The 12712-nt window shown below is 45.6% G+C and carries 18 protein-coding genes; 8 read left to right on the top strand and 10 right to left on the bottom strand.

The annotated features are described in order from the left end of the window. Positions 1-177: 177 nt before the first annotated feature. Positions 178-303 carry a hypothetical protein gene (locus Q0C29_RS01815; RefSeq protein ID WP_291998955.1) on the bottom strand — a complete coding sequence of 42 codons (126 nt, stop codon included), beginning with the start codon at positions 301-303 and terminating at the stop codon, positions 178-180. Between the two features lie 570 nt (positions 304-873). Between Q0C29_RS01815 and Q0C29_RS01810 the strand changes: the two genes are divergently transcribed. From Q0C29_RS01810 to Q0C29_RS01800, 3 genes are all read left to right on the top strand, one after another. Further along, a complete protein-coding gene (locus Q0C29_RS01810) occupies positions 874-1977 on the top strand; it encodes a phospholipase D-like domain-containing protein (protein ID WP_291998954.1) in 1104 nt (367 codons plus the stop codon). A gap of 228 nt (positions 1978-2205) precedes the next feature. Next, complete coding sequence (locus Q0C29_RS01805) at positions 2206-3159, top strand: sugar kinase (protein ID WP_291998953.1); 954 nt, start codon at positions 2206-2208, stop codon at positions 3157-3159. 145 nt (positions 3160-3304) lie between these two features. Then, a complete protein-coding gene (locus Q0C29_RS01800) occupies positions 3305-3997 on the top strand; it encodes a TIGR00266 family protein (RefSeq protein WP_291998952.1) in 693 nt (230 codons plus the stop codon). 113 nt (positions 3998-4110) lie between these two features. On the opposite strand, the gene Q0C29_RS01795 is transcribed toward Q0C29_RS01800, so the two are convergent. Then, the gene (locus tag Q0C29_RS01795; RefSeq protein WP_291998951.1) at positions 4111-4689 is read right to left on the bottom strand and encodes a haloacid dehalogenase; all 579 of its coding nucleotides are present in this window, start codon (positions 4687-4689) and stop codon (positions 4111-4113) included. A gap of 194 nt (positions 4690-4883) precedes the next feature. Here Q0C29_RS01795 and Q0C29_RS01790 point away from each other — a divergent pair, with 194 nt between their 5' ends. After that, entirely contained in the window at positions 4884-5213 is a 330-nt protein-coding gene (locus Q0C29_RS01790) for a C2H2 type zinc finger domain-containing protein (RefSeq protein WP_291998950.1), read from the top strand. A gap of 76 nt (positions 5214-5289) precedes the next feature. Further along, positions 5290-5607, top strand: coding sequence for a TA0938 family protein (locus tag Q0C29_RS01785; protein ID WP_291998949.1), 318 nt, complete (start codon positions 5290-5292; stop codon positions 5605-5607). A 6-nt stretch (positions 5608-5613) separates the two neighbouring features. On the opposite strand, the gene Q0C29_RS01780 is transcribed toward Q0C29_RS01785, so the two are convergent. Beyond that, a complete protein-coding gene (locus Q0C29_RS01780) occupies positions 5614-6480 on the bottom strand; it encodes a TatD family hydrolase (protein WP_291998948.1) in 867 nt (288 codons plus the stop codon). A 1-nt stretch (position 6481) separates the two neighbouring features. Further along, on the bottom strand, positions 6482-7045 hold the full coding sequence (locus Q0C29_RS01775; RefSeq protein WP_291998947.1) for a ZPR1 zinc finger domain-containing protein: 564 nt from the start codon (positions 7043-7045) through the stop codon (positions 6482-6484). Between the two features lie 124 nt (positions 7046-7169). On the opposite strand from Q0C29_RS01775, the gene Q0C29_RS01770 reads away from it, so the two are divergent. The 3 genes from Q0C29_RS01770 to Q0C29_RS01760 are packed head-to-tail and all read left to right on the top strand — an operon-like array spanning position 7170 to position 7958. Next, complete coding sequence (locus tag Q0C29_RS01770; RefSeq protein ID WP_291998946.1) at positions 7170-7316, top strand: hypothetical protein; 147 nt, start codon at positions 7170-7172, stop codon at positions 7314-7316. After that, positions 7288-7641, top strand: coding sequence for a HEPN domain-containing protein (locus Q0C29_RS01765; protein ID WP_291998945.1), 354 nt, complete (start codon positions 7288-7290; stop codon positions 7639-7641). Before Q0C29_RS01770 ends, Q0C29_RS01765 begins: the two co-directional genes overlap by 29 nt. Next, positions 7617-7958: a nucleotidyltransferase domain-containing protein gene (locus Q0C29_RS01760; protein ID WP_291998944.1), complete on the top strand. Its 342-nt coding sequence runs from the start codon at positions 7617-7619 to the stop codon at positions 7956-7958. Before Q0C29_RS01765 ends, Q0C29_RS01760 begins: the two co-directional genes overlap by 25 nt. A gap of 257 nt (positions 7959-8215) precedes the next feature. Here Q0C29_RS01760 and Q0C29_RS01755 read toward each other — a convergent pair whose 3' ends face one another. The 6 genes from Q0C29_RS01755 to Q0C29_RS01730 all read right to left on the bottom strand — a co-directional run. Then, on the bottom strand, positions 8216-9271 hold the full coding sequence (locus tag Q0C29_RS01755; RefSeq protein WP_291998943.1) for an electron transfer flavoprotein subunit alpha/FixB family protein: 1056 nt from the start codon (positions 9269-9271) through the stop codon (positions 8216-8218). Continuing rightward, positions 9268-10134 carry an electron transfer flavoprotein subunit beta/FixA family protein gene (locus tag Q0C29_RS01750; RefSeq protein ID WP_291998942.1) on the bottom strand — a complete coding sequence of 289 codons (867 nt, stop codon included), beginning with the start codon at positions 10132-10134 and terminating at the stop codon, positions 9268-9270. The genes Q0C29_RS01755 and Q0C29_RS01750 overlap by 4 nt, the downstream gene beginning before the upstream one ends. Before the next feature lie 6 nt (positions 10135-10140). Further along, positions 10141-10437: a ferredoxin family protein gene (locus Q0C29_RS01745; protein ID WP_291998941.1), complete on the bottom strand. Its 297-nt coding sequence runs from the start codon at positions 10435-10437 to the stop codon at positions 10141-10143. Continuing rightward, a complete protein-coding gene (locus tag Q0C29_RS01740) occupies positions 10434-11711 on the bottom strand; it encodes an FAD-dependent oxidoreductase (protein WP_291998940.1) in 1278 nt (425 codons plus the stop codon). Before Q0C29_RS01740 ends, Q0C29_RS01745 begins: the two co-directional genes overlap by 4 nt. 261 nt (positions 11712-11972) lie before the next feature. After that, positions 11973-12212 (bottom strand): hypothetical protein, encoded by a 240-nt coding sequence (locus tag Q0C29_RS01735; RefSeq protein WP_291998939.1) that lies wholly within the window; start codon positions 12210-12212, stop codon positions 11973-11975. Positions 12213-12288: 76 nt separating this feature from the next. Then, the coding region (locus Q0C29_RS01730) for a hypothetical protein (protein ID WP_291998938.1) at positions 12289-12712 on the bottom strand (424 nt) is incomplete at its 5' end.

Genomic DNA, 12712 nt, shown 5'->3' with positions numbered 1-12712 from the left:
TACTCCTAACGCTAACGCCACTGCTGCTATTGCTAGTAGGATGTAGGTTTTGATTCTAGGGGACATAGTTCACTATATGTATGCATGTATTTAAGCTTTATTCCAATGGTTTCTTTACGTATTTAATCATTATTTATACTTTAGATTATCATGTTTTTTACAGTTAAGATTCATATTTTAATTCCTTGTCTCACTAGTGCATTTCCATAGGTGGTTGGCCCTAGTCAACATATACCTGACCTCAAAACCACCAGTCCTAACCCTAACCACGCTTAGTCTCTTAGGGGGACTAATCACCACCATTCAAGCAGTCAACTCAATTCACACCAGTCCTCTTAACACTGTTAAGCCTACTAGGCTTAACAGAGACAAAATCCCTAACAACAAGTTATTTTCAATAGTCTTACCTAAGCTTGGAGTATTGGCTAATAGGATTATTGGAGTAGTAGTGAACTTACCCCCACCGGGTATGTTTAACTCATTAAAGTAATAATCTTAGGCATCCTTGAAGACTTCTAAGTAACACCCACTCCACATTAATAAAAATAAAAGCAAACCATAATCCCTACTCCCTCTAACAACACCCTCAAATTCATCAACAAAACACCAAACCCACCCTCATGCCTTAGTATTATTATTCTCAATAATATTTAACTCAATGTTTATAATTATAGAGAATTACACGCTTATCCACCTTAATACAGACACCCCACTTCTAGCCATTAACCAAGTGGTGAGGTTCATTAAATGTTTAGTTCAAATTAAAAGTATAAGGTAAAGAGGAACAGTGATTAGTAGGCATTTAGTGTTGAATGAACTTAAAGGCGTTTTTCAAAAATTAAGTTTAATACGCTGGTGATATTTCATTAATCTGTGAACAGTAATGCTAATGTTCGCATTGAATCAACATTAAATGATGTTGGGTTAATTAAGTTAATGCATAGAGCATTGGGCCTTAGTTCAATTAACCTTGATGTGGCGTCAGCTTACGTTAGGTTCAATGGTTTAGGGTTGATTGAAGGGTTAGTTAAGAGGGCGAGTAAAGTTAGGCTAGTGGCTAACGACATAACGCCCAAGGCTTACTATTACTTGGTTAATAGGGGGAATGTTGAGGTTAGGGTTAATGAGATGCTTCACGCTAAGCTTTACTTAATATACAGTAGTGGCCAGTACCTAGCCATAGTTGGTTCCTCAAACCTAACCATGAGGGGCCTTAAAACAAACATTGAGGTTAACGTTACCCTTAGCGGATCAGTAAATGATTCATATTACTCAGAGTTAAGTGAAATATTCGGTAAAATATGGGACTCCTCTAAGCCGCTTAATCCTAATTACCTAAAGCAAAGATACATAACCGCAAGGATGGCACTAAAGGAGTACGCGGGAACCCTAGTTAAGGTAATTAATAGGGAATTAATGAGGGAATTAGGCTTAGGTGCTGATAAGCTAGGCAAGTGCATTAGCAATAGTATTAATGATAGGGCATCGTGCATAAGTGGAATCTACAATAGGCTCCGTAACGTGGCTAAGGAGGCTAGGAGTAAAGGTATGGTTGAGGAGGAGTTCCTTAGGGAACATATTATGGAAGGGTTAAGCCGCATTAATGAATTAGGCAGGCTATGCGGTGAAGCCATGGACTCAACAGTTATCGGTACCCCATGTCTAATGCTTTATGCAGCCTATGAGCTAGGCAAGCAGGGTAAGGGTTATGGCAGTGGTGTAGAATTCTACGTTGATGTACTTAAGAGGGCATTGAAGTTAGCGGAGAGAAACAAGAATATTGATGAGAGGACTCGTAGATACATTAATGATGAGCTTAATATGGTTGAGAATAATAAGGAGTATAGGGAGCAGGTTGTTGAACTCAAAATAGGTGCCGTGCTACTACCACTAATACTAGCATTACCGAAGAACTGCAGGGTTAAGGGTGTTGTTAGGGGAAAGGTTATGTTAAGGAGAATCACATGCAGCAGTTGAGGAATTATTAATTAAACTTAATCAATGTAAGGCGTTGGTTAAAGTTTCACGTTGAATCATGGACTAATTACTGTGAGTATTAGGGTTTTATTTTAATTAGGAATGGGTTTAGGCTTAGTTAACCCTCTAAAATTACCATGAGTTAATTACATTGCCATCTATTCTCATATTTTCCTGTAGTGCCTTCAATTGGGTAATGTTTAAGTTGCGTGCATTAACCCTACCACCGTGGGGTTTGACTTGGTTTCATTGGGTGAATTATTAGTGGAGTTCGTTAGGGTTCGTAGGGGTGTTATGCATGATGTTGCTGACTTATACATGGGCCCATTCCCAAGTGGTGCACCAGCCATAACGGCAGACTCAGCTTCAAGACTTGGCCTCAGGGTGGGGTTTACTGGGGTTGTTGGGGCTGATGACTTCGGTGTTATGGTTGTTAATAGGCTTAGGGGTGATGGGGTTGATGTGAGCCACATAATTATTGACAATGATTCAGTAACGGGACTTGCCTTCGTTGCATATGATGAGTCAGGCTTAAGGAGGTTCGTCTTCAACCTGAAGTGGTCGGCGTCAGTTAAGTTAAGCCCCAGTCTCATTGAGCCTAGTTACATTGCGGATTCAAGGGTTCTTCACGTATCGGGTTCAACAATGTACATTGGTGAAGGCCCTAGGGAGGCTTGCATTAAGGCTATGGTGGAGGCTAGGCGTGCAGGCGCATTAGTGTCGCTTGACCCCAATATTAGGGTTGAGTTAATGAGCATTAATGCTACAAGGGAACTACTCCTAAGTGTGCTTAAGCTAGTTAACATACTCTTAATCAGTGAGGATGAGGTTAAATCACTAATGGGCAGTGGCAACGCCATTGAGGAGGCTAGGAGACTACTTGAGAAGGGACCTGAGGTGGTTGTTGTTAAGAGGGGCGTTAATGGTTCAATAGCCTTAACGAGGGGAGGCGAGCATGCGGAGGGGTCGTTTAGGGTTAATGAAGTGGATCCAACTGGGGCCGGTGACGTTTTTAATGCGGCATTTATCTACGGCTACCTGAAGGACTGGGGGATCAGTGAAACCCTCAGGTTCGCCAACGCTGCAGCGGCCATTAAGGTCACTAGAATGGGGCCAATGGAGGGGCCGAGGAACATTGAGGAGGTTTACGAAGTGCTGAGGAGTGGAGGGACGTTTCATTAGCAACTAGGCGTCGTTATTGGGCATTAGTTTACTGAACATTAGCGTGCGAGCCACCTTGTCCTTAAGGATGAGGCCTCCTGCCTCATTGCTCCCTTGCCCCTTGGGTGAACCTTAATATTTATAAATCAACCAATAGTAATTATCTATGGAGTATTCGATTCTCGGCGATGACCTGCAGTTAGTCAGGGTTGTGATGGGTAATGGCGAGGGTATTTACGGGGAGGGTGGCCACCTCCTCTATAAGACGCCCACAGTTGGTATAACTGCTAGGGCTACTGGCGGCATATTGGCTGGCTTGAAGAGGGCTGTAACGGGTGCTTCGTTCTTCGTACTTGAGTTAACAGGCCCTGGGGAGGCCGCCTTCGCAGGTAGTACGCCTGGTAAGGTGATTCAAGTGCCTCTTGGTGATGGGGAATCCATAATGGCTGAGCATGGGTCATTCTTATTCGCCGAGAACACTGTGAAGTATGACGCCAGCCTAACCCACCTATCCGTGGGCTTATTCGGCGGTGAGGGCCTCTTCCTAGCTAAATTCACTGGTCCAGGCAATGTCTTCCTCCACGGCACCGGCTACGTCCACATGATTCAACTTGAGGATGGGGTTGAAATGAACGTGGAGGCAGGTCACCTACTAGCCTTCGATGCTGGAATGCAGTACACGGTGAAGAGGGTAGGCGGCTTAAGAACAATGCTACTGGGTGGTGAGGGATTATTCTTCGTTAACGTGAGGGGCCCAGGTAGGGTATGGGTCAGGAGCATCTCCCTAGCCGCACTAGCCTCAGCACTCTCACGTGACATGCCCTGCCCAGCCAGTTGCCGTAGTGAGGAGAGGAGGTAAGCTCTATTGCTTGCTTTCAATGCGAAAGGTTTTTAAATTGCGTGTCCAATTTTTGGACACGCAGATCCCCATGTAAGCCGGCCCCCTTTGAAAATCAATCAGCCTCAATTAGCTTAATTACCCTGCTTCCCCCTGTTTAGTGTCTTGTAGAATATTTTCTCGTTTAACCAATTAATGTTATTGGCTACGTAGTCCACCTTCTTCCTCATTTCGAAGTCCCTGAACTCCATGTAGAGCATGTCTAGGTAAATGTCCTCCATGGTTTCCTTAGCCTTGATTGCGTAGTCTAAGTTATCCTTAATTAACTCCTCTGTTGCCTTCCTTGATAATTCACCCGTGAACTCCATTAGGCCGTTTAGGTAGGCTAATTCATCAACCCCAACCTCCTCAATTGTGGGTATTTTACCATCCTTATTGAACTTGTACATTATGTAGGCTTCAGCGTACTCCTGGAAGCTTACCGCGGCCTTATCGTAGTAGAATGGGTACTGCCTGATTAGGTTCATTAGGGATTCCAACTCCCTCTTCATGTCGTTAAGGTACTTTCCAGCTGCCTCCCAGTCATTCCTAATCACTGAGTATATCACGGACTTGGATAACCTATTCAACCTAATGCCAGTGTTAATTACTCTGTCCCTAGCATCCTCATACTCCCTTAACTTAGCCTTAATCGTATCCCTATTAGGAAGCATTATTACCAGCGCTCCACTGGCCTGTAATGCTTAATATAGGTTACTGAACTAATGTGAATAGCAAGCCTTGGAGGAATGGCGATATCTCCTTGGGTAGTCATCATGAGGTTCATTGCTTATATCACTATCTCGAGTGGTTAATAGGGTTAAGTTAAGGTGCCTAGGCATATTAAGCTTAAGTGGGTTAACTACCCATGCCCCAGTGCCCAGTCTGTAGGGTTAAGTTCGGTGATTGGGGTGGTGTGGCTGAGCACCTCAGTTACATGGCTAGGACCAGCGATGGTGCCCATGTGATGTGGCTTAACAGAAATATTTCAAACAGTGAACTCAGGCCTGAGGAGCTTGAGGTTAGGTTAAGGGAGCTGTTTAACCATGGCGGGGACTTGGGAATGTGGATTAGGCGCAGAGTTATTGATAGGTTTTATGGGGAGAACCCACACCCATTCATACTAGCCATGCAGAGGCCTAATAGGGCCATATTGTTGGGTTACGTCATAGAGCATCAGCATTTCCTAAGGAACTGAGTGAGGGTCCTATCCCTGGTGGTAGCCTTGAAAGAGCCATTATGATAGACCCTGATGCCGTTAAGGTGGTGGGAGCATGATAATCATCGTGAATGGGAGGAGGGTGGGAAGTAAGGAGACTGGTTGCGCTCTATGTGGGGCAACATGGGGTGAGTACTACGAGGAGGCTGATGGTGAGAGGCTATTCTTCTGCTGCGACCTATGTGCCAAGGGCTTTAGGAGCATTGTGAATGAGGCTAAGAGGAGGAACTGGGATCACGTCGATGAGGCTGTGATAAACGGTAACTTCAACATGGGTAGAAACTGCACGGTGAAGAGGGGTGGGGAGGAGTATAGGTTCTACGTGAAGTTCAATGACGATGCTGAGATAAGCATCTTCAGGGAGTTGAGCTAGCTGGCTTTAACCATACCTAACACCGTACAGTCTCTCAATACCGTCAATCATCATCTTAGCCACATCCTCCTCACTGATTAAATTTAACCTAAGTAGGTTGTTAACCCTGCTTAGTATTCTCCAGGGTGGTATTACCGCACCTGGCCTCCTTGGGTCATCGGCATAATCGCTCTCCACCACCAGGGCTTTAGTTAACTTAACAGCCTCCTCAAACTCCCCCCTCCTACCCACTGGTATTGAGGGTGTTAGGCCATTATCCACAGCTGGCTTAACCATGCTTGGTGATGCGTGGTGAAGTATAATCCTCCACTTATCCCTAACCCCAGCCCTATTGGTTAATTCAAGTATTGACTTAACGGTAACCTCCCCCTCCCTCTCCAGGTGTAGGTGAACTACGGCGTTGAGGTCCTTAGTCACGGTCATAGCGTACTCCACTACCTCATTGCAGAGGCCCACCACATTAGCGTTAACCTCCCAATGCGGCCTACCTACTTCACCAATGCCAGCAGCCTCCCCCCTCTTAACGTACTGGGCCGCTAAGTCAATTGACTTAACCATGAATTCCCTAACCTCATTAATACCCCAACCAGCCTCAAGGAGCCTAACGCACTCAGCTGGGTGTAGGCCAATTATGGCCATGGCCTTAACTCCCTCCCCCTGAATAACCTTAGCTGACTCAATGGTTAACCTATAGAGCTTATCAACATCACTAAGGTTACCTTGACTTAACCCAAGGTCCCAGGTCAACAGGGCAACCACACCCATGAACCAGCCCCCAGTCCTCCTAAACCTCCTAGCCACCTCCCTAGGCCCAAGGCCCCTAATTGGGTTAACGTGGGCGTGGTTATCGGCTATTGGCAGGGCCTTACTCATTTTAAGGCACCTTAAGCTCCTCCTCCTTAAGCCTATCCTCCCTGCCGGGCGGCGGCTTAATTATACTGTTTCCAGTGGGGTCCTCTATTACTATTGTGAATTCCCTTAAGCCATTAAGGGCATCCGTAGCCTCCCTAATGAACATACGCCTCCTCTCCTCAGCCTCTCCCTCAAGCCCCTTCATGGCCTCAGCGTACTCTATTAACCTATATATCAAGCCCTCTAGGGGGGTTATCATTGCCTCACCGGCTGAGCCTGGGGAAAGTGTGAAGCCTAGGTCAGGTGAGTAGATCTTAGCCTCAGCTGACCTGATGATCCAAGTCCTCTCAACATCAACCCTATCCGTAACCCTGTAGGTTAACTTAACAGGCCCCTTACTGTCAAGGTAAGTTATGTTCATGTACCTGAAGCCGCAGGTGGAGCAGTTCATTACCTCCAGGAGTATTCTACCGAAGTATGGCGTATTATACACAACACCCCTAATGCCTAGGGTCTTGTTCCTACAGACTGGGCATTCATCGGTGAGTTCATAAAGCTCCTCCGCGTAGTCGCTAATATTCTCCACAGTGGGTTTATGGCTTTTGGTAAATAAACCTTAGGACTCCATCAACTAATGACTATAAATCTTACGCTTAACCATCAACTATAAAACAGCCCTAAGGAGCAAGGGAAGGAGATCATAAAGGTGCATGCGGTTAAATAATGCCCATGCTCTTAAGTCCTTTGAAAGAGAGATAGGTAATGTTCACTTAAGGGATAAAAGTATAGGCGTATTATGCCCTGTGAGTTACGAACTTTACAGGAGACTTGCCGAGAGGGCAAGGTACTTCTTTTGAGGAGGGCTCTAGGGATGCCGCCAAGAAGAGGTACGACATAGCCTTATTCCACCTGAAGCAGGCCTTACAACTGGGGATAAAGGCCTACATGCTGAGGACCAAGGGTGATTTCCCCAAGGTTCACGACTCAGGCATGTTGATTAAGTTGGCTGAGAATCAATGCCTAGCGAAATTAGCAGGAGGTATGTGGTATGACGTTAGCATACTCAACGACGCCTACATAGCCTCGAGATACTTAGCTAGGGAGTACTCGGGGAAGGAGTATAGGAGTGTGAGAAGCTTCGTGAGAGGTGTCCTCAAATGTTTAGGTATTATAGAGAGTTAGGAAGGGTGAATGAGGATTTTAGGAGGAACAAGCTGAGGTACTTTAAGAAAATAATCGAGATTGCCGAGGAATATAATGGTAAAGCCTACCTCTTCGGCTCCCAGCTCAGGGGAAGTGCGACGGCCGCCAGTGATGTAGATATACTGGTTGAAGTACCATGTGGAGTTAACTGGCTGGAAGTATTGGCAAGATTAAGGAGAGAGGTAGGTAATCCTAAGTTCGAGTTCCATGTGAGGTGTGGGGAGGAAGCTAAACTTATGAAAAGAATGATAAAGGAGTATGAGGATCTGGAGAGCATGATAAGAAAGATTAAGTAGATAATACCATCGTAACCTCATCGACAACTAGACCCAGTTAAGGGTCTCATCACTATGAGAACCTATTCAACATTGGGGCACGTCCAGCTCCTCAAAAACCATCAACTAACTTAATAGATTCATAAACCCGACGGTACTTAAGCAGTACTTGTTAAAGTAACCATCAATGCAGCAGCAACAGCGGTAGTAATTAGCATAGTAAGTGATTTAGGGGTTTAAGGTTTTTGTTCAGGGATTTAGTTTCCTTCTTCTGTGACTTACTTAACGGCCTGCCTCCTTGAGTTGAGTAACTCCAGTAATGCCTGCACAATCTGCCTATAGTCCCCAACTATGCCATAGTCCGCGTATTCAAATATTGGAGCGTTTGGGTCACTGTTAATGGCGACTATTATCTTGGACTCCTTTATGCCGAATATGTGCTGGATAGCCCCACTAACGCCTACACCAATGTAGACAGTGGGCCTAACGGTCTTGCCGGTCTGCCCAATCTGCCTATCAGTGGGTAACCAACCAGCGTCAGTAACCTTCTTAGTTCCACCAATAGTGCCTCCAAGCGCCTTAGCTAACTCAATAAGTAGCTTAACACCCTCAGGTCCACTAACACCCCTCCCAGCCGTAACCACTAGGTCAGCCTTCTCAACTGGTGGTAGGTCACTGTCCCCCTTAGTTACTGATTTAACGCCTAGGAGAACCCCATTAGGCTTAGGTAGGTTATTCAACGACTCCCTAATAACCTCACCCTTACGGTTAACGTCCCTTGGTGGTGTTGGGAATACGTTGGGCCTAACGCTGGCTAATTGAGGCCTCCTATTGGGTGTCCTAATGTGAGCCAGTATGTTGCCTCCGTACGTTGGCCTTACTTGGTCAAGGTCCCTTGTCTTAACGTCAACGTCAAGGTCAGTGCAGTCGGCTGTTATACCAGCCCTAAGGGTATTGGCGACGTAGGGGGCTAATTCCCTCCCCCTCTTTGTTGCTGCGAATAAGACTATTTCAGGCTTATACTTGTTAACAAGGTTAACTATTACTGAGGAGTAGACGTGGGGCATGTAGACTGAGAGGGCTTCATCGTCAACGTAAATAACCCTATCAGCCCCATAGTATATGGGTTCCTTAACCAAGTCCCCTAAACCATGCCCAATCATCACTGCTGACACATCAGTATTAATCTTAGCGGCTAATTCCCTAGCCTTACCAATCAACTGGAGGCTGCCATCCTTTATTACACCGTTCTGGTGCTCCACGTAAACCCAAATACCCTTATAATCACTCTTGTTTATCTGAGGCCACTCTGGGCATATTCTGGTGCTGCTCATAGTCTAATCACCCCCTCCTTGGTTAAGTTTTCTATAAGCCACTTAGCCGCCTCCTTGGGGTCACCTTTGAATATCTGCTTCTTCCTCTGTATTGGCTTAGCGTCCTCTATCTTAGCCACTATTGTTGGTGAACCCCTTAAACCAACGCAGAATGGGTCAAGCTTAAGTTCATTATTAGTCACTGACTTAACTAGGCCACTTAACTTAGCCTGAATCTTGCGGTTTAAGCTAATGTCCCTTGGTGGGTTACTATCCTTATACACGCTAACTATGACTGGCATAGTGTACTCGTACTCCTCGAAGACACCCTCATCCTCAAGGTAACGGGTTAACCTAATGGTCCCCTTCTCAAAGTCGACTTCACCATCAACTACGTAGTATAGGTAGGGTAGGCTGAGCCATGACGCCACTTGAGCAGGCATGTGGGCTGTGGTGGAGTCGGTGGTCTCCTCACCCATCACCACTAGGTTGAAGCTTGGGAAGAGCTTCTTAATCGTCATAGCTACCGTGTAGGATGTGGCTAAGGTATCTGCCCCAGCGAAGACCCTGTCCGTTATTAAGTAAGCCTCATCAGCACCCATGCCTATTGTTGACTCAAGGAAATCCTTACCACTAGGTGGAGCCATGGATAACGTAATCACCCTACCACCGTACTTGTCCTTAAGCCTAAGGGCGAATTCAAGGGCGTTCCTATCATAGGGGTTAAGCATCAGTGGCACACCCTCCCTAACCAGGTTGTGGGTTACTGGGTCAAGCCTAACCGCAGTTATGTTTGGTACAGCTGCCTTAACAGGAACAATAATAGTCAACTCCTTACCCATGGTTGAGCCTGCATTTGCTGAACTTATAACAGTGGCGCCCATGACCCATCACCCAAACCTATACTGCACTCCATAGCCACTCCTTGGGTAAGTCCACTCTATTGCATTGTGTGGGCAAACAATCCTACAGGTCCCACACTCAAGGCAGCCCTCATGGGAGAAGAGCACAGTGCCATCTGAGGATAAGGTGTAGCACCTTGCTGGGCATAGGTGGGTGCAGGGCTTTGCCTCGCATTTACGGCACTTGTCAGGGTCAATTATCCTAATGTGGGGCCTTTGGCTAACGTCCCAGGCATTGGAGTTAAGCCTCTCCTCAATGGGTATTCTCCTATTATCCATGCTCATAGGTTCATCACCAGGCTTAAGGCATCCCTAGTTAAGTCAACTAGGGTTAACTTACCCTTAGTCTTCATGAACGTGTCCCAAATCCTCCTAGGCGTCCCATCAACGTCAAAGTACCTACTCATGAATGCGTTAGCCAGCATCACGTAATCACTGTAGAGCCTGGGGTTATTTAAGGCCTTATGGGCGTTCTTGAAGGCGTTGAACTCCCTCAGTATGAAGCTTTCATTAAGCAGCTGATGGTAAATCGACAACGCCTCCTCATCGTACTTACCTTGGTCATGAGCCTTAATAATGGCCTCAGCGGCAAGCCTACCGCTCTCCATGGCGAAGTCCACCCCCCTAATTAAAACGCCTAGGTGAAGTAGGAAGCCGGCGGCATCACCAACCACTAGGTAACCATTACCATACAGTCTAGGTGGCATTGCCTTTAAGCCCACTATCGGCGTTAAGTGAGCTGAGTACTCCAGTAATTGCCCACCCTTAAGTAGTCTACTTACGAATGGGTGAAGCCTAAACTCCTCTATTAGGTCGTAGACTGGCACGTCAAGCTTACCTCCGTGCTCAAGGTAAACAACAATGCCCAGGGTTATTGCATCCTTATTAGTGTAGATAAATGCGCCGCCGGGCACGTAGTGAGTTGGGTAGCCTGCCAGGGCCCAGGCGAGGCCCTCATCCTCATCTAGGTTAAACCTCTCATTAATCTCATTCCTACCAAGCTTAATAACCTCCTTAACCCCAAGCCCAACTAGGCTTGGTTGAAGCTTAGGGGCTAGTCCACTTGACTCTAGGACAAGCCTATTAATACCCTCAGCCACAATAACCACGTCACCGTAGACCTCGTCACTCCCCGACTTAACCCCAATAACCTTACCATCCTTAGTGATCAAGTTATCCACAGGTGTTTCAGTAACCACAAGCGCCCCAGCGGTCTCAGCCTTCCTATCAAGCCACTCTGTGAAGTTTGATAGGTATGCTGTGAATGACTTATGCTCAGTGGCCTTAGTCTCAAACTCAAGGGTAACCCCACTGTCCTTAGTCAGCATGGTTAAACGCTCCTTCCTAACCCAACGCTCCACGGGAGCCTCCTTAACGTACTCCGGGTATAGTTTATCAAGGACGTGGGCGTATATTCTACCCCCATAAACGTTCTTACTCCCAGGCCTACGACCCCTCTCAACAACCAGAACCTTAAAACCCCTTGAAGCCAACCTCTGGGCCGCGGTTAAGCCTGCTGGTCCTGCCCCAACAACTATGACGTCAAACCTCTGACTCACAATGACCCCTCATCACCAGCTATTATTAAGCATTATTTATAATAAAATCAACTCTTGACTAATAAAAATTCACTCAATTAAGCATGAAAGGGGTGAGTAATCAGCATGTGAATTAACAATGAGCATCAGCAAACGGTCAAAAATTAACCATAATTAATTAACCGTAAATACCCACATATACGTGGAAGCGTATTGCAATAGTTAATTACATGCTGCAATCATAGTTAAGGAACCATAGCGCATACAGTAACCTCACTAGTTTCAGTAGAAGGCCACAACCTGCCCACTATCCGCATCAACCTCAACCCTATGCACAACACGCCGAGCCCCAGCTAAAACCGGGTTACTTAAAGCCACGTTAACCGTAACGTAGTACACGCCACCATACCTACTAACATGGCTAGCATTAACCCTAACAACGTAACCCATCACCCTATAATTCCAGTACATATTATTCATGAAGCTTAAGGCAATCCTCACCGCTTGAGTCGCAGTAACCATAGTAAATTCGTTTACCTAATTCTTAAAAACATTATTAATCATTAGAAACCTCTAAAGAAAGTCTATGCAAACTCTTTTAATAATTAAACCAAGGCCTAATGAATTTCAACACTAATATTAGGACCACGACCAAAACCACTAAAATCAACGTCATCAATGCAATGTAGTTAAACGGGTAACTTAAAGTATAGATTAATGGGATTGAAATGTATAGGGCATATGCAAGTAGGGTAATAATAATCAACACCACTAATACCGTTAAAGTCCCAGAAATCACTAACATGCATTTTAAAACAATACCCACCTTTTTAACCCAAACCGCATCATCTTCACATAATACACCATGAGAACTAATCTTTTTAATGAATATTACCACTCCATGCCCTACCGACTGATGTAAATAATTATGAGTCAATACTAAAGGATATACTCCTGAAGCGTCATGAAGAAAGAGTAAAGGTGTTTTGATTGTGTTTGGTTTATGTTTTATTGTTGTTTCA

The organism is Caldivirga sp., assembly GCF_023256255.1.
In the GTDB taxonomy this organism is placed as follows: domain Archaea; phylum Thermoproteota; class Thermoprotei; order Thermoproteales; family Thermocladiaceae; genus Caldivirga.
The sequence above is the reverse complement of the archived record's forward strand: the minus strand, read 5'-3'. Positions and strand labels throughout refer to the sequence as shown.

Bases quoted from the DNA above. Each gene is read 5' to 3' on its own strand.
- Q0C29_RS01815 (WP_291998955.1), bottom strand. From the start codon at position 303: ATGGTGGTGATTAGTCCCCCTAAGAGACTAAGCGTGGTTAGGGTTAGG.
- Q0C29_RS01800 (WP_291998952.1), top strand. From the start codon at position 3,305: ATGGAGTATTCGATTCTCGGCGATGACCTGCAGTTAGTCAGGGTTGTG.
- Q0C29_RS01795 (WP_291998951.1), bottom strand. From the start codon at position 4,689: ATGCTTCCTAATAGGGATACGATTAAGGCTAAGTTAAGGGAGTATGAG.
- Q0C29_RS01790 (WP_291998950.1), top strand. From the start codon at position 4,884: ATGCCCCAGTGCCCAGTCTGTAGGGTTAAGTTCGGTGATTGGGGTGGT.
- Q0C29_RS01785 (WP_291998949.1), top strand. From the start codon at position 5,290: ATGATAATCATCGTGAATGGGAGGAGGGTGGGAAGTAAGGAGACTGGT.
- Q0C29_RS01780 (WP_291998948.1), bottom strand. From the start codon at position 6,480: ATGAGTAAGGCCCTGCCAATAGCCGATAACCACGCCCACGTTAACCCA.
- Q0C29_RS01770 (WP_291998946.1), top strand. From the start codon at position 7,170: ATGCGGTTAAATAATGCCCATGCTCTTAAGTCCTTTGAAAGAGAGATA.
- Q0C29_RS01760 (WP_291998944.1), top strand. From the start codon at position 7,617: ATGTTTAGGTATTATAGAGAGTTAGGAAGGGTGAATGAGGATTTTAGG.
- Q0C29_RS01755 (WP_291998943.1), bottom strand. From the start codon at position 9,271: ATGAGCAGCACCAGAATATGCCCAGAGTGGCCTCAGATAAACAAGAGT.
- Q0C29_RS01750 (WP_291998942.1), bottom strand. From the start codon at position 10,134: ATGGGCGCCACTGTTATAAGTTCAGCAAATGCAGGCTCAACCATGGGT.
- Q0C29_RS01745 (WP_291998941.1), bottom strand. From the start codon at position 10,437: ATGAGCATGGATAATAGGAGAATACCCATTGAGGAGAGGCTTAACTCC.
- Q0C29_RS01735 (WP_291998939.1), bottom strand. From the start codon at position 12,212: ATGGTTACTGCGACTCAAGCGGTGAGGATTGCCTTAAGCTTCATGAAT.